The 24,139-nt window shown below is 32.5% G+C and carries 19 protein-coding genes; 2 read left to right on the top strand and 17 right to left on the bottom strand.

Annotated elements, in window-relative coordinates; genetic code table 11:
- Positions 1 to 46: 46 nt before the first annotated feature.
- Entirely contained in the window at positions 47 to 1,507 is a 1,461-nt protein-coding gene (locus tag KPL51_RS14005) for an aminoacyl-histidine dipeptidase (RefSeq protein WP_216162748.1), read from the bottom strand.
- A gap of 17 nt (positions 1,508 to 1,524) precedes the next feature.
- A complete protein-coding gene (locus KPL51_RS14000; RefSeq protein ID WP_216162745.1) occupies positions 1,525 to 2,073 on the bottom strand; it encodes a manganese efflux pump MntP in 549 nt (182 codons plus the stop codon).
- Between the two features lie 219 nt (positions 2,074 to 2,292).
- Between KPL51_RS14000 and KPL51_RS13995 the strand changes: the two genes are divergently transcribed.
- A complete protein-coding gene (locus KPL51_RS13995) occupies positions 2,293 to 3,234 on the top strand; it encodes a magnesium transporter CorA family protein (protein ID WP_216162742.1) in 942 nt (313 codons plus the stop codon).
- Between the two features lie 338 nt (positions 3,235 to 3,572).
- Positions 3,573 to 5,024 carry a polysaccharide deacetylase family protein gene (locus tag KPL51_RS13990; protein ID WP_216162739.1) on the top strand — a complete coding sequence of 484 codons (1,452 nt, stop codon included), beginning with the start codon at positions 3,573 to 3,575 and terminating at the stop codon, positions 5,022 to 5,024.
- Positions 5,025 to 5,137: 113 nt separating this feature from the next.
- Here the strand turns inward: KPL51_RS13990 and KPL51_RS13985 are convergent, their stop codons facing one another.
- The 15 genes from KPL51_RS13985 to KPL51_RS13915 all read right to left on the bottom strand — a co-directional run bounded on the left by KPL51_RS13985 (position 5,138) and on the right by KPL51_RS13915 (position 23,898).
- Positions 5,138 to 5,503 (bottom strand): hypothetical protein, encoded by a 366-nt coding sequence (locus tag KPL51_RS13985; protein ID WP_216162736.1) that lies wholly within the window; start codon positions 5,501 to 5,503, stop codon positions 5,138 to 5,140.
- A gap of 149 nt (positions 5,504 to 5,652) precedes the next feature.
- Positions 5,653 to 9,054 carry a cell wall-binding repeat-containing protein gene (locus KPL51_RS13980; protein WP_216162733.1) on the bottom strand — a complete coding sequence of 1,134 codons (3,402 nt, stop codon included), beginning with the start codon at positions 9,052 to 9,054 and terminating at the stop codon, positions 5,653 to 5,655.
- Positions 9,055 to 9,315: 261 nt separating this feature from the next.
- Complete coding sequence (locus KPL51_RS13975) at positions 9,316 to 10,146, bottom strand: SLAP domain-containing protein (protein ID WP_216162730.1); 831 nt, start codon at positions 10,144 to 10,146, stop codon at positions 9,316 to 9,318.
- 170 nt (positions 10,147 to 10,316) lie between these two features.
- Complete coding sequence (locus KPL51_RS13970) at positions 10,317 to 12,080, bottom strand: transglutaminase-like domain-containing protein (RefSeq protein WP_216162727.1); 1,764 nt, start codon at positions 12,078 to 12,080, stop codon at positions 10,317 to 10,319.
- 75 nt (positions 12,081 to 12,155) lie between these two features.
- Positions 12,156 to 13,682, bottom strand: a complete 1,527-nt coding sequence (locus KPL51_RS13965; RefSeq protein WP_216162724.1) for an efflux RND transporter periplasmic adaptor subunit — start codon at positions 13,680 to 13,682, stop codon at positions 12,156 to 12,158.
- A gap of 111 nt (positions 13,683 to 13,793) precedes the next feature.
- The gene (locus KPL51_RS13960) at positions 13,794 to 16,112 is read right to left on the bottom strand and encodes an ABC transporter permease (RefSeq protein WP_216162721.1); all 2,319 of its coding nucleotides are present in this window, start codon (positions 16,110 to 16,112) and stop codon (positions 13,794 to 13,796) included.
- Positions 16,113 to 16,117: 5 nt separating this feature from the next.
- Positions 16,118 to 16,822: an ABC transporter ATP-binding protein gene (locus tag KPL51_RS13955; protein WP_280526771.1), complete on the bottom strand. Its 705-nt coding sequence runs from the start codon at positions 16,820 to 16,822 to the stop codon at positions 16,118 to 16,120.
- A 136-nt stretch (positions 16,823 to 16,958) separates the two neighbouring features.
- Positions 16,959 to 17,519 (bottom strand): transposase, encoded by a 561-nt coding sequence (locus KPL51_RS13950; RefSeq protein ID WP_216162718.1) that lies wholly within the window; start codon positions 17,517 to 17,519, stop codon positions 16,959 to 16,961.
- A 179-nt stretch (positions 17,520 to 17,698) separates the two neighbouring features.
- Entirely contained in the window at positions 17,699 to 19,177 is a 1,479-nt protein-coding gene (locus KPL51_RS13945) for an S-layer homology domain-containing protein (RefSeq protein WP_216162715.1), read from the bottom strand.
- Between the two features lie 62 nt (positions 19,178 to 19,239).
- Positions 19,240 to 20,418, bottom strand: coding sequence for an ABC transporter permease (locus KPL51_RS13940; RefSeq protein ID WP_216162712.1), 1,179 nt, complete (start codon positions 20,416 to 20,418; stop codon positions 19,240 to 19,242).
- Positions 20,415 to 22,205 (bottom strand): ATP-binding cassette domain-containing protein, encoded by a 1,791-nt coding sequence (locus tag KPL51_RS24325; RefSeq protein ID WP_216162709.1) that lies wholly within the window; start codon positions 22,203 to 22,205, stop codon positions 20,415 to 20,417. The genes KPL51_RS13940 and KPL51_RS24325 overlap by 4 nt, the downstream gene beginning before the upstream one ends.
- Positions 22,206 to 22,347: 142 nt before the next feature.
- Positions 22,348 to 22,839: an AAA-type ATPase lid domain-containing protein gene (locus KPL51_RS13930; RefSeq protein ID WP_216162706.1), complete on the bottom strand. Its 492-nt coding sequence runs from the start codon at positions 22,837 to 22,839 to the stop codon at positions 22,348 to 22,350.
- 5 nt (positions 22,840 to 22,844) lie between these two features.
- Complete coding sequence (locus KPL51_RS13925) at positions 22,845 to 22,991, bottom strand: hypothetical protein (protein WP_216162703.1); 147 nt, start codon at positions 22,989 to 22,991, stop codon at positions 22,845 to 22,847.
- A gap of 299 nt (positions 22,992 to 23,290) precedes the next feature.
- Positions 23,291 to 23,731: a Uma2 family endonuclease gene (locus KPL51_RS13920; protein ID WP_216162700.1), complete on the bottom strand. Its 441-nt coding sequence runs from the start codon at positions 23,729 to 23,731 to the stop codon at positions 23,291 to 23,293.
- Positions 23,728 to 23,898 (bottom strand): DUF3990 domain-containing protein, encoded by a 171-nt coding sequence (locus KPL51_RS13915; protein ID WP_446681736.1) that lies wholly within the window; start codon positions 23,896 to 23,898, stop codon positions 23,728 to 23,730. Before KPL51_RS13915 ends, KPL51_RS13920 begins: the two co-directional genes overlap by 4 nt.
- Positions 23,899 to 24,139: the final 241 nt, after the last annotated feature.

Raw genomic sequence — 24,139 nt, 5'->3', positions numbered from 1 at the left:
CCTTTCAGAACCCACTAAAATGGATTAATACATTACCATTGATTAATTATTTTATTTCCTTCAATATTGCTACCAAAAAAGTAAACATTCTGTCTGTTGATGATATACTTAAATGTTCTTTAGGTGTGTGTACATCATAAACATTAGGTCCGAACGATATTTGATCAAGTTCGCCTTCAAATTTTTCACTAAATAATGCGCACTCAAGACCAGCATGTATAGCTGCTATTTCAGGCATCTTACCAAATGTATCATTATATGTCTTTTGAAGTACTGCTCTTATCTCAGAGTTTGGATTATATGCCCATTCTGGATAATCGGATTCAAATTCAATAGTTGCTCCTACCATTTCTGCAAGTACTATAGTTTCATCGCATATTGCTTGCTTTAAAGTCTTTACTGAACTTCTTATTGCAGAGTCAAATTCTACATTATCCTCATGGGTAATAAGAACTCCTATGTTTGTAGAACTTTGAACAAGGCCTTCAATTTCCATACTCATACTTTTAACTCCATTAGGAATAAGAAAAAGTACTTGAAGTGCTTTTGTAGCAGTGTCAGCTGAAAAATTTCTTTCAACTTTTTTGTCTAGTATTTCCATAGCCAAATTAACTTCTGGATCAACTGTTTTCAATTCATTTTTCAGTGTAGAATTCCACTGTGCTAATTTTTCAATAACGAGTGTCTTATCATTTTCTCTAAACAATATAATAGCATCGGCTTCGCGTGGTATTGCATTATTTTTAGCTCCGCCATTTATTGAATTTATTTTGAAATCTATAACTGATTTTAAATCCATTAAGAAACGTCCCATAATCTTGTTAGCATTTCCTCTTTCTTTGTTAATTTCCATTCCAGAGTGTCCGCCGTTTAAGCCTCTTAGTCTTATTGCACAGTTTATAAAGCTTTTATCTGCTTTTTCCCAATCTACTTTCAGCTTTATTTTTTCTCTTACTCCACCGGCGCAACTTACTAAAAGTTTTCCTTCTTCTTCTGAATCTATATTTATTAATATTTTTCCATCTAAATTTTTACGATCTAGCGCTTTAGCACCACCCATACCTGTTTCTTCTTCAGTAGTTATTAATAACTCTATTGCTGGATGAGCTATCTCAGTAGACGCAAGAACAGCAAGACCAAATGCTACTGCAATTCCATCATCAGCACCTAAAGTAGTTCCATTAGCTCTTAAAAAATCCCCTTCTACAATGAACTCAATAGGATCTTTTTCAAAATCATGAACTATTTCTAAGTTTTTTTCACAAACCATGTCCATATGGCCTTGAAGTATTATAACTGGAGCCTTCTCATAACCTTTTGTTGCAGGTTTTTTAATAATAACATTAAATGCACTATCTTGTATAACCTTCAAATTATGTTCCTTTGCAAATTTTACAAACCAATCACTTACTGCTTTCTCATTTCCAGAACCTCTTGGAATCTGATTCATTTCTTTAAAATATTTAAATGCCTCATACGAACTTAAACCTTTTAATTTTTCTAACATGTTTATCATCCTTTCGTTTAAAAAAACATCATTTTTAACCCAAAAACTATTAAAATTATTCCCCCAATATAGTCCGCATATTTCGCTACAACTTCTATCTTCTTTAAATATTTAGAAATCATAAAGGCCAATGCTGACATTACCAGAGTTATACCACCAATAAATAAGGTATCTTTAAATAATATAGCCACTGTTATATCATTTAATACTGTGAAACCTACCACCATAGCATCTATGCTAACAGACACCCCTAAAATAAAATACATTTTAGGTTTAAGTAGTGGACACTTACCTTGATTTTCAAGGCCTTCACTAATCATAAGCACTCCAACGAAAGATATGAGCATACCACCAATTATGCTTGGCATGGCCGCTACATATGTGTTGAAAAGAAAACCAAAATAAGCCCCTATGCATGAAAATGAAAATTGAAAAAAACCAAAAGAAATAATAAAACCTATCTTATTTGTGAGTCTAGTTTGACTATTTAATCCTATACATAAAGCCACCCCAAAAGCATCTAAAGATAATGCTAAAGCAATTGTAAAAAGTGAGTATAAATCCATGAATTTTCCTCCCCAAATAATACTCTACAATATATTTAGTATAATTTCTTTATTATTATTCCAATTTTCTGATTCATCATGTATAGCATTTCATATATCATTATCGATTATTCCAAGTATTTTGTCAACTGCATGTTAAAAATCATTAAATTAATTTTAGTTGTCTATACCCTCTTCTTTGGATTATAATATAAAGTGAATATACAAGGAGGTGTTATATTGATTTCAATATATAGCAGTGCAGAAAATAAGCAGCTAACCAAGCTGGAAAATATAGAGGCAGGTTGCTGGATTAATATGATAGATCCTTCTGATGAGGAACTAATATTTGTATCGAAAAAGACAAATGTTCCTATGGATTTTTTAAAGGCTGCCTTAGATGAGGAGGAAACTTCCCGAATAGATATAGATGCTTGCACCTTAATTATTCTAGATATTCCCTTTACAGATATGGATGATAATTCACTAACCTATGATACTTACCCACTGTCTATGATACATACTGATAAAGTTATAATCACTGTATGTTTAAAAAACAGCAAAATATTAGCAGATTTTACTACAGGAAAGGTTGGCTCCTTTTTTACATTTAAGCGTTCAAGATTTATGTTACAAATCTTATATAGAATTGCTAACTTTTATCTGATATATTTAAGACAAATTGATAAGAAAAGCTATATGGTAGAAAAACAATTACATAAATCCATGAAAAATAAAGAACTTCTTCAATTATTGGCACTGGAAAAGTCTCTTGTTTATTTTTCTACTTCCTTAAAAGCAAATGAACTCACCTTAGAAAAAATGCTTAAACTAGACATCCTAGAAAAGTATGAAGACGATAATGACGTATTAGAGGATGTTATTATTGAAAACAGACAGGCTATAGAGATGTGCACTATTTATAGTAACATCTTAAGTGGAACTATGGGTGCTTATGCTTCTGTTATATCCAATAACCTTAACATAGTAATGAAATTACTAGCTGCTATTACTATAGTTATGGCTATACCTAATATGATTTCTGGGCTATTTGGTATGAATGTTACTGGAGTACCTTTTGGTACTACTGGTGTAGGCATGGGCTTTTGGTATGTAGTTGCAATCGTTGGTGTTATAGGCATATTGGTTATTTATTACCTGAACAAGAAGGATATGTTTTAAAAAGACCCTAAATACTATTTTTTAACTTTTCATTGCTGGCAATTAATATTTTGTAAAAGAGCCGTGATAGAATTCACATTTTGAATTCTATCATGGCTTTTTTGTAGTACATTAAAGCCGAAAATAAATTTCCGGCTTCTTTTTTATGCTACTTCCAGTATAAAAATGTTATTTTTGTACATTTTAGGTAATACTAAAAGTATAAAGCAATTTTTTTTATATTTGTATGCTTCATTACATTATTATTACTATATTGTATATTATATACAATATAGTAATGTATCTTAAATAAGAATCCACCAACATATATTTTAGTAATCTAAAAGGGGGTATAAAAATTGAAAAAAGCTTGTGGTATTATCATTATAATAAGTTTACTAATTTCCTCTTTTTTTATCGTGGAAATTAAGATATTGCATAAACCATTAAGTGTTTTTCATCCACAGGCAACAAACTACACTTCAATAGATGCTCTTGCACCCAAAAATGAAACATTATATCAGCAGGATAATCAAATGTCTCAATCATCCTATACTATGTATAACAAATCACTACTTTTATTACAACAAGAACGTATGTCAAAGGGTGGAGTAATTGGTACAGCTGGAAAAGGAGTAGTTGCATTAAGATTTGATGATTACCAAGATGCATTTGGAGAAAAAATATATCCACTGTTAATTGCTCGTGGTCTCCCCTGTAGTATGGCTTTAATATCGCGATTTAACAAGGCGCAGAGCTGGGGCAAAGGTACAACCTGGGATGAAGTAAGGAATTGGAATAGAAATGGTGTTGAAATATGGAGTCATGGGACAGATCATAAGGACTATAGCAAAAAAGGCTTCGCAGGATTGTATAGTCAAATAGTGACTTCAAAAAAAGAAATTGAAGCACAAAATATAAAAGTAGTTGGTTGGGCACTTCCAGGAGTTCGTCCTAGCACAAAAAATTTACCTTATAATGGGTTAACAAAGCCAAGTGATTACAACGGAACGGTAGGAAGATTGCTAATGGAAACTTATGCTATAACAGAAGCCTATGCATATCTTCCTCCAAGAACATTACCAACAAATATATATCATGGATTAAGTCATTATACTGTTTCTGATAGTTTTGGGTCATTGGCAACTTCAGAAGCCAATATCGCTTTAGCTATTAAAAATAAGTCTGGTATTGAATTAATGTGCCACCCAGGTAATTTAGGGAAACCTGGACGTATGACACTTGATCAGTTTACTACCTTGCTTGATTATATCAAAACACAATGGGATAACGGTTCAATAGAGGTTTTAACACCTTCGGGACTTTTCTTTGCAGATCCTTATAGTAGCACTAGACTTAAACTAAATGCTGATGATAGTTTTGAATATTTGACAGTAGATAATCCAGGATCATGGATTGGCACAGGTAAATGGCCCGAAAACACCATTGAAACAAGTGGAGGGAGAACAGGAACTAATTTTTTACGTATAAATGACAGTATCCCTAATTCAGGTGTATTACAAAATATTATCTCCTTAGACAAATTAGGAGTTTCAGGAGAAGAATTCCTATTTGAGGGCTGGATTAGACCATATGGCATGGGAACTACTACAGGTACGGTAAAAATAAACGATTATGATAATCCTAAAGAACTCAATATAATAAAGAAAATAGTAAGTAGTAGTTCATCTTGGACAAAGGTAAACTTTATATTTTGCATACCGCCCAATACCAAAACTATAACATTATCCCTTTATAGGAGTAACGGAGCCCCTATGGATTGGGACGATGTAAGTATAAAAAAAATATAGTTTGCTGGGTGCCTGACCCCTGGGATTTACTGGGGTGCCTGACCCCTGGGATTTTTTTACACAAATAAAGCTCCAATAGCATAATTGCGATTGGAGCTTTTTATTTTATTATTCTATTTAATAGATCGTATTTGACTAATAAAATTTTCATGTTGTTCAACTTCTTCAGTTAATTTTGTAACTTTTCCTTGTATATCCGACAGTATGTACATCATTTTATCCTGCTCTGCTCTTGTTACTTTAGCATTTTCTTCTAATCCTCTTTGCATTATGTACATTTCATCTTGTCTTTTATCCATACCATCTAGCTTTTTGTTCATACCATCTTGTCTTTTGTCCATACCATCTAGCTTTTTGTCCATACCATCTTGTCTTTTGTCCATACCATCTAGCTTTTTGTCCATACCATCTTGTCTTTTGTCCATACCATCTAACTTGGTCAATATTAATTCAAACATATTTTTTGTATCTAAATCCATTTTAACACCGCCACTTATATTATTTTCATATTGCAATCAAATTATATCATTCTAAATTTGTTTTATCAACATGCAAATACTAACACATTATTCTATTTACCCCCGGGGGCTCGGGCGAAAAGAAACCCCCGGGGGTCTATCTTAATCTATTAATCTATTGTATAGTTTATATCTTTAAAGTAAGCATCAAAAGAATAATTCATAACTTTTTTACCAACTACCTTATAATCCTCGTAATTATTGTAATTGTAACTTTGAAGCATTATTGATGATAAATAAGTTTGACTACCAGTTTCATCATATAAGTATTGAGCCAATTCAATATTATCAACATAATAAACTATTTTATTGTCACCATTACACTTTATTTTAAGTGTATGCCAACCTTTTGATGGAGCTGCTACTTTTTCATTTATGGAATTTGTCCATAATCCTTGACCATTACTATTCCACCATCTCCAAATGGGTGCTTTATTTGTTGAGTCATATTTATTATCTTTATCCACATTTCCAATACCTATAATTGGGTATGAATTAACAGCATCTCCCGTAGGATTCTTTGTGCCTAACCATAATTCGGCACGGAAAGGTTTAACGCCTGCCATCATTTCATCTGAAATATAAACTTTAGATTCTACTTGCCAAGAAGTACTTTTACTAGAGTTCTCAACTTCATAACTCTTACCTTGGGTATTATAAAAATTACTTGTATAACTACTTCCTCGTACAATTGAACTTCCCTTACTATCAATGCCTAATTTATAAGCATCTAGTTTATCAAGGTCCTCTCCGAAAGTAAATGAGGCAGGTTCATACCTGTCTTTTACCCAACCATCTACTTTATCAACTACATAAGAAACAACAGGCTTTCCAGTTATTGAGCAATCTGAATTGTTGAATCCAGAACTAAATTTATATGAACTAATAGAATCTATATTAGTATTATAAATAAGATTAACATTTTCGAAGTCTATGTGTGTTCCTGCTGATGAGTATCTAAACGAAATCCCACTGTTATTGATTGCAACATTCTTCATAACATGATTTCCTGGGGAATTATAGTATATTGAGCCTCCCCATTGTTTAGCAAATTCCTTATCTTCATCTTTTGTTATATTATCGTATATAGATTCATCAATCATTGTATTAGGTTTAATAATACAATCTTCAATATCAGAGTTAGCTCCTGCTACTTCAATAATTTTATTACCATCCACCTTATTCATTAATGTTAAACCTGAAATTTTAACATTATCACCGAATATAGTTATTAGGTTTTGGGTTGACCAATTACCATTTGCAGTATATTCATTACCAAATAGAGTTGGATTGCCAATTCCTTTTATTGTGATATTATCGGCTGTTATAGGGAAATACCAACCTGTTTGATTTTCACTACTTGCACTATAGTCCTTAATAGGTTTTAGACCGTAATTGCCAGCATTTATTATCCAAGTTTGACCATCAACTTGCTTTATAATTGCCTCATTTAAATCTGCGATAGCGCCAATAACTATTAAATTGTCGTAAGTTCCTACTGGAATTGTATAATTTAGAGTTGTAGCAGTATACCCAGTAGCATTAACAACCAATGCATTTTCTGCACTTGTAATGCTTGGAACTGTAATTGTCTCTAACTTTGTTGCTGAATTATAAGAAGCTGCTATTGTGGCTTTTCCATTCCAAGTTACAGTTGTTGGAGCAACATCACAGCTAAAAGTAACAGTAGTTGCATTAATAGCACTTGTACCTGAAACCGTTGGTGTAAGCGGTGTAGGTGTTTCTCCTCCTTCAGGTACACTTTTTATAACAGTACTATTAGTACTATCTTTTGTAGTGCCATTAACCAAAGCAGAAACACCTGCAGTTACTGATGTATTCGCTGGTGTAATTGCAATAGTAGTACCATTTGCTCCTATATTTGCATTAGTTATTGACCCAGTCCCACTAACTGTAACTGCTGCATTAACATTCAAATTAAATACAGTTGAATTAGTATCTACATCTACAATAGTCTTACTTGATTTAGCATTTACGTAAAATGTAGCAATTGAAGCACTTACTACTTTTACATTAGAACCTTGTCCATTAACTTGAACAGTTTCAAATCCGCCCTTTAAAACAACAGATGAATTGTTATCAACTGTAATACTACCTTTCTTAGATGCTGATGCCTGGTCAACAATACCATTTGCAGATACCAATACCGTATCTATACTAGATGTAGCATCTGTAACTACTCTAACACTTTCACCAGTAGCCTTATCCAGTTCCACTGACTTACTGTGCATGTTGTGCAATTTAACACTATTTAAACCGCCACCGTTAATTATAATCTTACCTGCTACGATAACATTATCTAAATCAACACTGCCTTCTCCTACAGTTGAAGCTATTAATAAATCACCTGATATAGTTGTATTTTTTAAATTTACTCCCGCTGCACTTATTATTACAGAGCCACTTATATCTCCATCAGAGTATGTTCCTTCTGATGAATAATTCTTAGCAACCGCTATAGTAGCTTTATCATCTATAGCAGATTTTACTATTGAATCTGATATAATAGCTTGACCACCTAAAGCTAATATTTTAGTACTTAGGTTTTCTTTAGAAGCTAAATAGTGAGCTGTATTTGTATTCATACTGCTTCCTGCTAAAATCATTGGTGAACTAGTCTTAGAAGCTAATGCCGCACCTGCTAATGCATCGGCGAAATTATTACCTGTAGCTATAAAAACATTGTCATAACTAAATGTACTTTCAAACGCTTTTAAAACTGCTAAGTTTGTTTCATATCTATTTACACCTGCAAGTCTTACTGGACCAGTTACTTGTTTTTCAATAGCTGGTGATAATACTCCTGTTCCACCTACAAGATATGCTTTTTTTATTTCATTATTTGCAATGTACTTTTTGGCACTGTCCGATAACCCAGACTTTTCAGATAATATAATTGAATATCCCAATTTTGAAGCTATTGGAGAAACCGATAGAGCATCTGGAAAATCTTGTCCTGGTACTATCACTACTGCACTAGGCTTATTAAGTCTAGCAGCTACCAATGTGGATGTCTCATACCTATTAAGTCCACCAATACGAGTTATATCGAATAATCCAGCTTTGGTTAACTGAGCAGCTACCCCTGAAGATACAGCTCCTTCTCTACCTATTATTATGATATTCTTAGCCTGTAGCCTTCCTATCTCAGCAATTGTCCCTGCATTTATGCTAGCTTTTGAAGTCAGCAAAATTGGGGCATCGTATTTCTTTGCAAGTGGCCCAGATGTTAACGCATCTGCATAATCTTCTCCACTTGCAAGTATAACGGTGTCTGAAGCTTCCCATCCCTTTTGTGATATAGCAACTGCAGTAGCATAGCGATCGATGCCTGCTAGTCTATGTGATGCTGATCCACTTTGAGATGCCTGAGCTTCCACTGTGCTTGTACCTTTTGTGACTGCGAATACAGGTATAGCACTGGCCATGCCTGTTGTTAATGTTACTGTTAGTGCTAAAATACAACTAATCATTTTTTTTCTTTCGTTCATTAGTAAGAGCCTCCTAGACTTTGTTAACCAATTACGGTCTATATAATATAAGTAGAATACGAACTATGTCAGCGAAATAAGCTACTTATCGCATCTTTCTTAACTATAACTTCCGCTATGATTTTACCGACTGTTTCTTTCAGCCTATTGGCTTAGTACAAATGCTGGACTTAAGAAAAACTACCAAAATCTAAATTTTGATAGTCCCCTTCTATGGCTGTCGCCATTTTTTTTGTTCTGTAAAACCAACATCGCTTTATGCTATGCTTTAAAATGTACTTTGCAGCTATTTATGTCATAATCCTTATTATCAATATAATCTTCTGTTATAACAAGTTCATAAATTTTAGCTTTATGTGGGTTTACATTTACATTTTGAGTTTCAAATATGCCCTTAGCTACTATCTCGCCTTGTAAATCTTCTATTAATATTGGTAATTTCTCTAAGTTTATAACTTTATCACAGCCATTACGGATTAGTACGACTATAGAAATAGAGTTATCCATGCGCTTTTCTGTTTTAAATACATCAACATTAACATCTCCAGCTTTTATATATGGTAACATATCTAAGAATTTTATGAAGTTATTTTTTAAATCATGGTCCATACTTTCTGGCATGTCTTCAAACTCAATCTTTACAGTATTTATAGCACTAACAGAATTTTCGAATTGTATTTTCCAATCATCCATTGGAATTGTATCAACAAATACGTTTTCCTTATCAAAATAAAATTTATGTGCTCTTGCAGAATAAGAAGGTAATATACCAAACTCCTGCATGTGCATAGTTTGTTTAGCAAGTATGTCACCATTTTTATTTACAATTACTAATGGTACTTTGTCAAAATTAATTTGATTTGACAATCCATTTCTTAAATAAGCACTAACCTCAATTTTATCTCCCATATCAAAGGTATATATACCATTAATGGATACTTGTCCCTCTTCTAAAGGTGGGAGTTGCGCCAACTCTTCATTCAAAAATTGCTTTTGAAAGTCAGACATAACCCCTTTATCATATTCATTAAGATGCAGTTCTATGTCTAATGATTCTTTTTCTGATGTTATTGCAGTATCATTTTCTTTCATACTAAATTCCTCCTAATAGGCTTTATCCTAATATTAATCGTAACTAATTACAGTTTATTTCATCAAATTATAGTTTATTATATCATATGCTTTTAAATCGAATAATAAATTTTCATTTTAATTACCCATTATAAGTTACGTTAAAACTCGTAAATAGTTGCACTTGATTTTTAAGGATTGATTTCAAAGGTAAAATACCAACCATTTGTGATGCAATCACCGTTCATACTTAGAACTTTGTTACTAATGTAAACAGCATATTGTTCACCAAGTTCAAATTTACTAATTGGTGATATACTTATAATTTCCCCATTAGAAGATGCCTTGAAATTAACCAATTGTCCTTTAGAGTTTTTCATTGAAATATTATCAGTATTAACTGTTTTTTCATCAATTAATTGAGAAAATGTTATATTCCAAACCTTTGCAACATCTTTACTTTGTAGAAATGGGAAATCTGATAAATCTTTAAATTTACTATTTATTTTTTTATCTTGAATTTTAGTAGCTACTATTGACAGTCTATCTCTTAGTCTATTTGGTGCTTTTCCAAAATCAGAATCACTTAATGTTGACATCAAGTATATTGCTGAATCATAGGTACTGTAGCTTGTTTGCAATTCCGCTCTTTTAATAGCAACAAGAATTTTACCCAATTCTTTCATATTTTCATCTTTTGGATTTTTAGTTACTAAATTGTCTAATATAATATCTAGCTTTTCTAATAATGATTTTTTTTCTGTCACTGAATCATCCAACTTATAAACTAAGTTCATTGCTTTTTTATAATTATCTAATGTAAGATTATTATCTACATTTTCTATAGCAGATTTGGCTGTATCAATTGTATTAATAACTGCATCATCTACTAAATACAACGTTGAATTGGAATTAGTGCTCATGGTAGGTCTGCTAACTGTTCCACGGTTATAATTTGATGTAACAATTGCACTTCTAAACGACACACCAGTTTCGTAACTAGTGGCAATGTGTTCTGATGGTATAAGGGCTTTAGCAAAATATTGCATTAAAATATTATCTGATACTGTTTTAATTACTACACCATTATTAGCAAATACTTCAGTAGGTTCAGTTATAACCCATCCATAACTTGGCAAGTATATTTCGGGCCACATATGACTTGAACCTGTTAAATCAATAGAATTTTTATATGTCATATCCTCAGTATTCCTAAATCCAATTACCGTTCTAGCAGGTATTCCACTTGCTCTACATAAAGCAACAAATAGCTGTGCATAATCTTGACATACACCTTCTTTATAAATTAGTGCACTTAAAGCGCCTTTGTTTGCAAATTTTGAATCTAGGCTATACGTCATATTTGTGTTCACAAATCTAAATATTGCAAAAGCTTTATCATAAGGATTAACAATATTTTCAGTTAGCGATTTAGCCTTTGCCTGTATTGATGCATTATTTACTTCTACACCTACCTCTTCTTTTAAATAATCCATATAATTATCTAATTGACTATAATTAGATGTAACTTTAGACTTATCTATATTATAATCAATAGTCCCTGTTGTAAAAGTTCTTTCAATAGATATAGAATGTGAGGTATTTGGAGCTGTGCGGTCCATTATAGCCGTCAACACATAAATACCATTCGCCTCTTTAGTTATTGTTCCTTCAGATGATTTGAAATCACCTACATTTGTAATATAAGGAGAATTTAAATCAGTTCCTAAAGTTATAGAGGCTTTCGTATTGAGCAAATCTCCACTATCTCCATTTTTAGTATTGCTAATTGTATAAGTATCAACTAACTTGTACATTTTTAGAAAATCTAATGTTGGATTTGTTATACCAAAGGTTGTAGATTGTCTGACCATTATTAAAATTAATGTTATAGTTAACATTAATACTATTTTTGATATTTTTGCTAACTTTGATACATTCTTACTTATTTTCACCATCTCCAATAATTTTTTACAACAAGTTAATTTATAATGTTTATTATCTATGATTTAAGGTGTTTTTCGGTGATATCATTGCTTATTTCCAGGCAAAATTACTATAGTTCCTGAACTAAGCCCACTTCTAATTTCTACAATATAACCATTACTTGCTCCAACCTTAACTTCCTTTTCTACTACATTTTCGATGCCTTCTTTAACCTTTACTATTGATTTGCCTCCAACCTTTGTTATTGCCGCTTTGGGAAGATACAATACATTAGTTGTGCTTTTTGTTTCTATATCAGCACTTAAGTTCATTCCACCTTTAAGCATGCTCTGTATACCCTTAGCCTTAATAGTTACTACAAAGTTTGTTACACCATTTTTAGAAATCCCATCAAGGGCTATTTTTACAACCTCGCCCTCTATAGGTTTTGTTATTGTCTCAGGAATAGCATCCACAGTAAGTTTTGCCTTTTGTCCTATAGCAACTTTAGCTATTTCTAGCTCGTCTATATCTACATCAACTTGTACTACATTTGTTTCTTCTATAGTAGTTACTGCCTGTGCCATGATTATACTATCACCTTTGTTTATTTTCTGCTGCGCTATTATACCATCTATAGGTGCATATATTTTATAGTCTCCAAGTTGACTCTGCGTTGATGCTATTTGGATTTGAGAATCAGTAATCCTAGAAACACCTATTTCTTTATTTAATGTAACATCATCATTTTTGATTTTAATAACTTCGCTGCCAGAATCAATTTGTTGATTTTTCTTCATGGAAATATAATTTACTGTGCCACCGGTTTCACTTATAACGGTGGTCTTATTTATATATTCTAAAGCTTCGGTATTTGTACTAGATATACTTCCGCTTGATGTCTCTATAGATGCACTAGCTTTCATACCTTCTGAAAGAGCCCCTGGATTATTTATTGTTATTTCTACAGTATACAACTTACCTCCAGCGCTTGTAGATATTGCTTTATCACTTTTATAGATGACTTTGCCCTTAACAGATTGCATAAAAGAGGTTATATTTATATCAACGGATTGATTTACAGATATCTTATTTATATCAGCTGCATTAAATTCAACTGCCAACTTTAGTTTTGAAGTATCAGCAATAGTGAATAATTCTCCTCCTTTTTGAACTACATCACCCTGTTTTACTACAATATTCGTGATTTGACCCGAAAAAGGTGTCACAATATTGAGCTTGTTTACAAGTGTTGCATTTGCATCATTGGATAATTGATTTGTAACTAAAGCATTCTTGCTTTGACTGGCAATTAATTTAGCACCAGAATCATCAAATTCGCAAATCAAGTCGCCTGCTTTAACCCTGTCACCCTCTTTAAAATAAATGTTTGTTACTTTACTATTTACCTTTGAAGATATAGATGCAGTTTTCCCATAATAGACTGCTCCAGTACCTGACACCAAAAACTTTATATCCCCCTTCTTTACTATAGCAGTTTTGTCTACAACTACTTTGGCTGCAAGTTTATTTTGAACTATAGGTGACTTGTATAAAAGCACTGATACAATTACTATTATAACAATCCCTACGGTATATTTTAAGATTTTCTTTGAAAATATTTTTTTCATTCTAACTTATTCCCCCCTTAATTTTACTAAATTCAGTATTTGAATGTCAAATCATCATTATCATCATCTATACAACTACTCTATTGAAAGCTATTATTTTGTTAACATGAGCTACTCTACACTTTTCAAAGCCCCAAGCATATCGATTTGCTTTAGTTTTTTACTAAGAAGAATATTAACAAAAACCGAAAACATAAAGGTTAAACCTGCTGCATATAGGAATGTAACACCCTTAATATATGGACTAAATGTCATGTCTTCCTGTGCTGAGGCAGTCATTATAAATGTTGTGAGTCCTATGCCCATTGGCATTCCAATAATAATGCCAATAATAGTGAAAATTGTGTTCTCTCTTAAAACCAATGTCTTTATTTCATTATTCATAAACCCTAGTACCTTTAAAGTTGCAAGCTCTCTCATTCGTTCATAAAAATTTAAAATCCCCAAGTTATACAAAACTACTAAGGCAAGAACTCCACCAAAAACAATTAGTATGAAAGCAATTGTGTTCATTGCACTCATCTGGCTATTTATAGAATCTACTAGTTCACTTTTTTGTTTTACAGCAAGGATAAAGTCATATTCTTTTGTATTTTCTATAAAACTAGTTGGATCCTTTGTATTTATATATACAAAAGAAGGTATATATTCTTCGCCAATTTTTCTCCATAGGGATCTGCTTACATAGCAACCTGTTATGTTGTCTCTAATGGCAACTACTTTTACTTTTCTTATATCATTTTCTCCCGAAACTACAATATCAATAATATCTCCCTCATGAATATTTAACTTTTTCGCAAGAAAAGTTGATGCTATAACTCCGCCTTGCGGCATAACCATACTATCCATGGCTTCCATGGTAGGTACCATCAGCGATATTGTATCCTCCATTACACTAATTGTACTACTTTCACTTTTAGAACCTTTAGATACTTTAATGACTCCACTCATTACACTTTCAGCTTTATCTACACTAGCAAGTTTTTTTATTCTCTCAGTTTCTAATATTGATGTATCATTTTTAAATATTACCTGAATATCATATTTATACATATTAGAAAACATGTTAACCATTAGCTTTCCAGTAGTATCTCGAAATCCAAAAGCTGTGATTATAATTGCCATACAACCTGACACACCCAAAACACACATGATTAATCTCATTTTATTTCTGAAGATATTCCTTGCAATAGTCTTCTGCTCAAAGTTCATCTTTGCCCATAAAAACTTAATTCTTTCAATAAGATTTTCGCGGCCAACCTTCGGCGACTTTGGTCTCATACATTCTGCTGGGGAATATCTTATCTCACGGGCACATATAAACGCGGCTGTACCAGCACAAATAATAGTTGTAATAATCACTGATCTTATAATTGATAAAACATCAAAACTAACTATAAGTTTTGGCATAGTCATAGTACCCGTTGCCATATCTAACATTGCGCTTGTTATTAAGCTTGACAACAGGGTTCCCACAAGATTACCCAAAATAACCACTATAAAGGCATAAGAGAAAAAATAATTGAAAATAACTATTTTACTATAGCCAAATGCCTTTAATGTTCCTATCATCATTCTATTGTTTTCTACAACCCTTGACATAGTAGTAAACATAATAAATGCTGCAATCAGAAAGAATATCATAGGTAGTATACTGGCAATTGCTTTTGTATTTTTAACTTCACTTATTATAATGGAGGCCTTTTGATTATCATCAAAACTTAAAAGCTGATTTAACTTTGTTCCAAGGATTTTCTCGAGATCCACTTTAAGTTTATTTTTATCTGTATTATCCACAACTTTTAAAGTAATTTTATTATAGGACATGATCTCTTTCATCTCGCCTAGTGCATCTTCTTTTACATATGCAAACCCATGTTTATAACTATTAGGGATAAGGTCCATACCTCCAACATTATATACATTTTCTGGGCTATCAATTAGTGCACAAACGGTGAACGTTAGCTTTTTTTCCATTTCTTTAATTCGGAGCTCAATTTTATCATCAAGATTGATATTATGAGCTTTCGCATAGGAAGCATCTAGCATACATTCCCTGTTACTCTCAAAGATTCTTCCCGATATAATATAAGGTTTGTTAATATTAAAATCCCCTGATACACCACTCAGGTCAATGCTAATGTTTTCATCTCCATAATCTTCTGTTGGTATACTAATTTCTGACTGTATACTTTCCACAGAGTCAAGCTTTGCAATTTGCTTTTCATCTAATTTAGTAAACTGACTTCCATATATCCAATAATCAGCAACATTCTGACTTTTATAATAACTATTAGCTACTTTGGTAAGGTTATAACCATATCCACTCATACCAACATAAATCATTACTCCAAGGGCCGTAATAATTATTACAGCAAGAAGTCTTGGTAGTGTAGAAAATATATCTCTAAAAAAGTTACGAATTAACATCTATATCACCACTCAATCCTCTCCACAGGTATAGGTGAGGGATTCTCTTCAATGCTGACTACCTGCCCACTTTTCATTCTGATAACCATATCTCCTATGGGTGCAATTGCAAGGTTATGCGTTACAATTATGACAATTTTATTACTCTCACGGCATATTTTATGTAAAAGTGAAAGTACACTTTTGCCTGTTATATAATCTAATGCCCCAGTGGGTTCATCACATAATAATAGATCTGGATTTTTAGCAAGAGCTCTAGCTATAGCAACCCTTTGCTGTTCTCCACCGGATATTTGTGAAGGGAAATTTCTTTCTCTGTCTGATAATCCAACCAATCTTAAGCTTTCCCTTGCACTAATGGGATTTTTGCATATATGACTTGCCAGCTCTACATTTTCTAGGACATTTAGATTTGGCATAAGGTTATAAAACTGAAAAACAAAGCCAATACTGTTTCTTCTATATAATGTGAGTTTTAAATCATTATACTTTGTTATTTCTTGTCCATAAACATCAACACTTCCAGACGTCGCTGTATCCATTCCACCTAAAATATTTAAAACTGTAGATTTGCCAGCACCACTTGCTCCAATCAAAACAACCAAAGATCCCGCTTTTATGGAAAAGCTTACATCATCTACAGCAATAATTTTTGTTTCACCCATCTGATAAGACTTCACTAAATTTTTTACAACAATTGCTTCACTCAATCAATTTCCCCCCTCTACTATTCCTTTATTGGCAAGCGAAATAGCAAGATACCCCCATTTTCATATAATACGTATTTAATTAACAATTAAGTTAAATTTTAATTCAATACCCTATAGATGTCAATACATTATTTGTTTACATTATTACCCAGGGGTCTGGCCCCATAGCGCTTTCTACAAATTTTTTATATAATCCTTTTTCTTTAAAATATGAAAGTACTCTTTTTGATGTTATTAGTTTCTCATCTTTTTCTCCTGTGTACATAGTGTAGCTACTCCATCGATAATCCTCAGGTTTTTCAACCATTTTAGCCCTTACTGGATTAAGATGCACATATCTACTAACTTCTAGCATATAATTTTCGTCTCCAATTAACTCTGAGTTATATCTACCCTGGAATAAATGTCCTGTGCAATCATATTTTTTATTAAAATTCTCTGCATATCTACCATGTACTCTTTTTATAAAATCGGATATGTCACAATCTGTTGTTTCAATTACAAGATGTACATGATTTGTCATTAAAACATATGCAATTATATAATGTTTATTATCATAATATTCTATAGCCTCTTTTACGTAATATAAATATAATTTATAATCTGTTTCATCTTTAAAAATATTACTTTTATGATTTCCTCTTGCTGTAACATGCAACATAGCACCAATATACCATTTGTGTTTTTTTCTAGGCATACATATCTCCTTTTGATTTTTTTATTAATCTTTTATTTTAGCATTTATAATTATTATCTATTTGCTTTTATTTTAAACAAAAGAAGAGAACCGCCATCGAAATGACGATTCTCCTTTATGTTTTTTTACTTTCAATACTCCATATTTAATATTTACATATTTACCCAGGGGCCTGACCCCTAGTAAATATCGACAATCTTTCCATCCACACCCAAAATTAAAGTTTTAAAATCTTTAACATTAACATTAGTTAAGAAGTTTCCAATATCACCATCATAATTATTAAGTCTAGCTCTATTGAAATATTTACCGAATGTATAATTTGTATTATTAATTGTGAGTCCAGTTGGATTAAGCATATCTCCTGTAAATTCTGTAATAGTTCCAATTACAACCTTATCATTTACGTAAATAAAGGTATTCTTATTCCAAATATCTGATACAAAATAAACTACATCATAAGCATTTAATTGAGATTCCTGAATATTGGCACCTCTGTAAATATAAGAATATTTTGTATTCCTAAGCTGATCTAGAAGTGCGGCATTATCATTTTTATATACCTGTGGTTTCCCAAAATTAGCATCAACAATAATCCCATAGTCATAACCTGACTTATCACTCTTATTGGTTAGAATAATAGAGGAATAAGCTCTCACTGCTTTTACTGCAACTTCATAGTCTACGTATGCTCCATGATAGTAATATAGTGAAGCTTTTGGTAGCGACATAGTATGAGCCACATCATTGTCATCTTTATAAGCTATTAATGAAGAAGTTACACTTGTTACAGCATAGTTTTCTGTGGAATTTTCTTTTACACTTACTTTAGTAATAGTGCTTCCATCAATATAAAGTTTATATTTTACTCCAAGTTCAATTTCCCCAGCATTACTATTAACTGTGTATTTTGTTAAACTAGTTAACCCTTGGCCTGCAAGGTAAACTTGATTATCTAAAAGATCATCTGAAGTTTTTGAATTTCCAACCACTGTAACTTCTTTTAAGCTGCCTGTAATTTCAGTGTTTAAATATTCATCTTCAAAATATTTGTCAGAGAAATATTCAGTTTGAGAGCCCTTAATTAAGGTACTAAAAAGCCTGTCAAACAAAACTGCTGCTACTTTATAAGTTAACTTATCACTTTTCTTCGCTGTTATATCAGTAGTTAATCCTAATTTATAAGCCTGTTGAATATAATTATTAGGCCATGATAATTTTGAAAGGTCTGGGTCTGTATCTGTATATCCAAGCAGCCTCACCATAATTGTATCCATCTCTGCCATAGTAACGTACTGTTCAGGATGAAATAAACCGTCTGGTGTTCCAAACATTAAACCTACCCCTACCACACCGTTAACATATCCGCTAATATCACTATTAGCTTTAATATCCGGAAAAATTGTTGTGCCATTTAAGTTTGAAGATGTGGAAGATAATCCATCAGCTATTGCTATGGCTTTTGCTAATTGGCCTCTAGTTACTAGTCCATCCTCACCTTTAGTAGCCTTATCTATAACCTTTAGTTGTTGCATTTTTTCCATTGAACCTGCGTAGCTTAGAGGGCTTGAAATTGCAAAAACTTGAGAGGAACCTACAGTAGAAAGTATCATTACGCCTGCTAACATTAAACTTAAACCTACTTTTTTAAATTTCATTTTTTACACCATCCTTTTTATATCTCTTTCCTTTAACACGGTACATTTATATACTTTCTAATTTATTCATATGCTAACGCATCTATTGGATTTAAATTTGCTGCTTTGTTGGCTGGATACATTCCAAAAACCACTCCTATTAAAAGTGAGATACCAAAAGAAAGTAAAATCCATGGAATCGAATATACCTCGGGAACGATTTTAAGACCACCTATAACAAAATGTATTGTGCCGACACCAATAAGTACACCTATGATTCCTCCAAGACCAGTAACTACTAAGGCTTCAATTAAAAATTGTGTAAGTATGTTTCCTTTTTTCGCGCCAATAGCCTTTCTAATTCCTATTTCCCTTGTTCGCTCTGTTACTGATACTAGCATTATGTTCATAATTCCTATACCACCTACTACAAGTGATATCCCCGATATTCCTGCAAGTACAACTGTAAGTGTTGATGTAATTGAATCTAGTGCTGTCAGCATTGCTGCCATATTTGTAACTCTAAATGCTTTATCATCCTTATATATTTTAGTCAAAAATGTAGTTAAGATTTTAACTGATTGATCTACAGTATCAGCAGTTGTAGCCTGAGCTTGAAAGTTTTTTATTATTGCTGATTTACTAAGCCTTGTTGCAACACTTATTGGTATAATGACTCTATCATCTGTGGATGCATCCACTCCATCTGCCGTCTGCGTAAGAACTCCAACAACCTTGAACTGCTGACCAGTTATTTTCATAGTCTTACCTATTGGACTTTGTCCTTTAAATATATCATTAGCAACTGCAGTTCCTATAACTGCTATCTTTTGATTATAATCAAGATCTAATTGAATTAAAAATCTACCCTCTTGTACTGTAATACTACCGATGTCTGCATACTCAGGACTTGTACCCAGTATTGTAGTACCACGACTTAAACTCCCTACTTTTACTGTAGAATTACTTGAAGCCTGAGGAGCAATCTTAGAAATTATAGAACTATTCTTGCCCTGAAATTTTATTAGCTCATCATAGGTAACATTTCTATTACTACCTCTTCCGGTTATATTTATATATATCATGTTTGTACCAAGACCAGAAAGTGAATTAGTAATACTAGCAGTACTTCCTTGTGCAACTCCAACGGCAATAATTACTGATCCTACACCAATGATGACTCCTAGCATAGTGAGAAAAGACCTTACCTTGTTTGCGACTATACTCTTTATTGCCATTTTATAAGCCTGAATAAATTTCACTGTGCCATCTCCTTATCCTCGGTGATTTCACCATCTGAAATTCTTATAATACGCTTTGCCTCCGCTGCAAGATCATTATCATGAGTTATTAGAATTATTGTATGCCCATTTGAATTAAGTTCTTTCAAAATGCCCATAACTTCTATTCCTGTTTTACTGTCTAGAGCCCCAGTAGGCTCATCTGCAAGAAGTACAGGTGGTCTTGTAACTAATGCTCTAGCAATAGCTACTCTTTGCTGCTGACCTCCTGAGAGTTCACTAGGCCTGTGATGCATTCTTTCTTTAAGGCTAACAGTTGTTAATGCTTCTATTGCTCTTCGTTTAGCTTCTCTACTGTGGACGCCCTTATAAACCAGCGGAAGTTCCACATGTCCAGTCCGTCCGCCCATTGCACCATTTCCACCAACGCCTGCTATAGGTCCAGAACCAGCTTTACTAACATAGACAAAACTTTTTCCATCAGTTGTAGTTATAGCTTCTATAGGTAAATTCAAAACATTTTCTTTATTAGATACTAATATTTCACCATTTGCATTCATTCCACCCTTAAGCTTATCTAAATTATCGTTAACTTTAACCGTTACTACAAAAGTTGTTACTCCACTTTCTGAGGTTCCAGTTACTGCAATCTTTGAAACCGCTCCTTTAACTGGAGTTTCTGTAGTTGCTGGTAGTGCATCTACGGTAATACTTGTATCTTGTCCAACTTTAAGTTTTGCTATAGCCAGTTCATCTACAGGTATATCAAACTCCATTTGCGTTGGATCTGAAACATCAGAAAGCTCATCTCCAGCCTTTATAGTATCGCCCACTTTATTAGTCATTTTTGTTATTACTCCATTAATAGGGGCTATTATTTTATAATAATCAAGTTGTTTTGTTTTTAAGGCCATCTGCGACTGTGCACTTTCCAGTTGTAAGTCTGAGTTTTCTTTAGCTCGTGCAATCTCATCACTGCTCATTTTTATAAGCGCTTGCCCTGAACTAACCTTTTGGTTTTGTTTAATTGAGATACTTTCTACTGTTCCACCTGTTGAACTAGTAACTAGCTGTTTTTTTATATAATTAAGTTCAGCGGTGCCAGTGCTTGATATTACACCACCAGTGGCTGAAATATCTGCACTTGCAGTCATTCCCTCAACGACAGCTCCTGGATTATTAATTTGAATTTCCACTGTATATAACTTTCCACCTGCACTAGTTGCAGTTGTCTGATTACTTATATAGGTTACATTTCCGCTTACAGACTGCATAAGTGAAGTTAAATATACATTTGCAGTTTGTCCTATTGCTATTTTACCAGCAGATGAAGCATTATAGGTTAACAATACCTTAAGCTTTGTGGTATCCGCTATGGTAAAAACTGTACCTCCCTTTGAAACTGTATCGCCCTGTTTTACTAAAATATCGCTAACAAGGCCTGTAAAAGGTGCTTTAATTGATAAATCGCTTACTGCGTCATTGCTTGTACTCGCTGAAATTTGATTTTGCTTAAAACTATTAGAGTCTGAATTCAGTGCAGTCTGTGCATCAGTATCGTCTAGTTCATATATTATATCCCCAGCTTTTACACTATCTCCTTCTTTGTAATTAACCTTTGTAACTGTAGCACCAATTTTCGAATAAATTATACTTGAGTTTGTAAAGTATATAGGACCTGAACCTGATACTATAACCTTTAGATTTCCTTTTTCTGCAATAGTTGTATTTTGCTTTATTGCGACCTTTTTCGCAAAGAATTTATTTTGTATAAAACTACTTTTGAATCCAGAAACCGAAGCAATCACAACGAGTACAACAATAATTACCTTTTTAACATTTGATTATGTCAATAATTCTTTAAACTTAAACGCTTTAAACTTTTCTTTTAAATTTGATTTCAATATTTTTCACCTTCCATTCATGTTCATTATAGTTAGATATATAATATTAATTTATATTATGTTTTTGCATCCTATAAATCAATGCTGATCTTGTAATACCCAGGAGTCCTAGAATTTCTATTGGAAGTTCTGCTGCTTTAATATATGACTCCTTTGCTAATATAACAATTCTTTCTATGGCATTTTCAAGTTCACGTATATTACCTGGCCAATTATAATTTTTAAGAAGCTTCATAGCCTCAAGTGTAAATCCTTTTATTTTTCTATAAGTATCATATTTTTTAATAAATAGATCTAAAAGATCACCTACGTCTTCTTTTCTATGCCTGAGAGGTGGAATTTCAATGGGCACAACATTTAATTTATAATAAAAACCCTCTCTAAAAGTCCCATTTAAAATAGCCTCTGTTAGGTCTTTATTTGTAGAAGCTATAACTCTCACATCAATTTTTAAATTTCCCCTACTCAGATCAGAAGCTCTTTGAATTTCCTTATCTTCAAGTGCTCTTAAAAACTTAACCTGCATATTCGAGCTCATTTCTCCTACAACATCAAAGCTTTGCTATGTACTTCAAGTATTCCTGCCTTTCCATCTAGTGTTACATAAACCTGATTATCAGTGTTTTCAAAGGCCTTTTGGATAATCCATCCTATATATTCTTCATCGTCAATCACTAAAATTCTACCCACTATTCTCCCCCTCCTCACTGCAGCTAGGTATCTTTATAATAACAATCTATGTTCATTAGCAATATATTCATTAATTAACACAATTTACTTAATATTGTAATTATACAATAAAAAAATGTATGAAAGCAAACAATATTTGTCTGTTTTCATACATTTTGCATAATCATTTACATTGTCTAAAGTTCAAAAATTTCTTTCAGATTTATTTTAAGTTCTTTGAACATAGCTGATTCAAATTCTTCACCATTTTTATAAACTCCAAATTGTTCATAGAAACCCTTATCATTAATTTTATATAATTATACTGTCTTAATTTTAGGATTTACTATCCAATATTCATTTACTCCAAAGTGTTGATATAAATTCATCTTTGTAACTAAATCATGAGACTCATTTGACGGACTTAATATTTCTACAATTAATGTAGGTACCCCGGTATAGTTCCCATTTTCTATAAGCCTTTGATATACTGCACCAATGCTCCAATAATCTGGCACATTATATTTACAATCATTTACATTGTCAAAAAAACCTTTTTCTATTCTATAATCTTCTATACATCTATCCGCTACAGCTGCTATTTGTTCAGAATGAAATACATCCGCATATTCAAATATATGTCTAATAGCTTCTTCGCCTAAAAGGTTTACTATATCATAACGTTTATTTTTGGTTTCACGTCCAATAAATTCTATTAAGCTACATACATAGTATAAATTATTGCTTATTTTTGATTTCATCTTAAATTATAGCTCCTTTCATAAGTTAAACATGCTAAAGCTCTTGCTGTATGAAAGCTTATTTGATGTGTTGGATATCTAAACTTTGCTAATTCCCAGAATGCATTTCTAGATATATTACCTTCAACAAAATCCTGTACATAGTTATAAATAGTATCGTCTGCCATAGGTCTCTCTACTGAAGGACTACTTCCATAATAGCCCAGGGGTCAGGCCCCATAGCCATCAACCTAAGGCAAATTAATTTCTGCCTTAGGTATTTTTTTGCATTTTTTTCTTACTGGAAATTATATTTGAAATAAAATGAGGAATAGAGTCTACTTCTGTTTCAAAACACTAATATTTAAACACACTAATTGATCATGCGATTTTAACCGCATGATTATTCCAATAGTATAATTTTTTTAC

The organism is Clostridium bowmanii (assembly GCF_018861315.1).
Lineage (GTDB): Bacteria > Bacillota > Clostridia > Clostridiales > Clostridiaceae > Clostridium_AD > Clostridium_AD bowmanii.
Note: the sequence above shows the minus strand (reverse complement) of the source record. Positions and strands in the feature narration are given on the sequence as shown.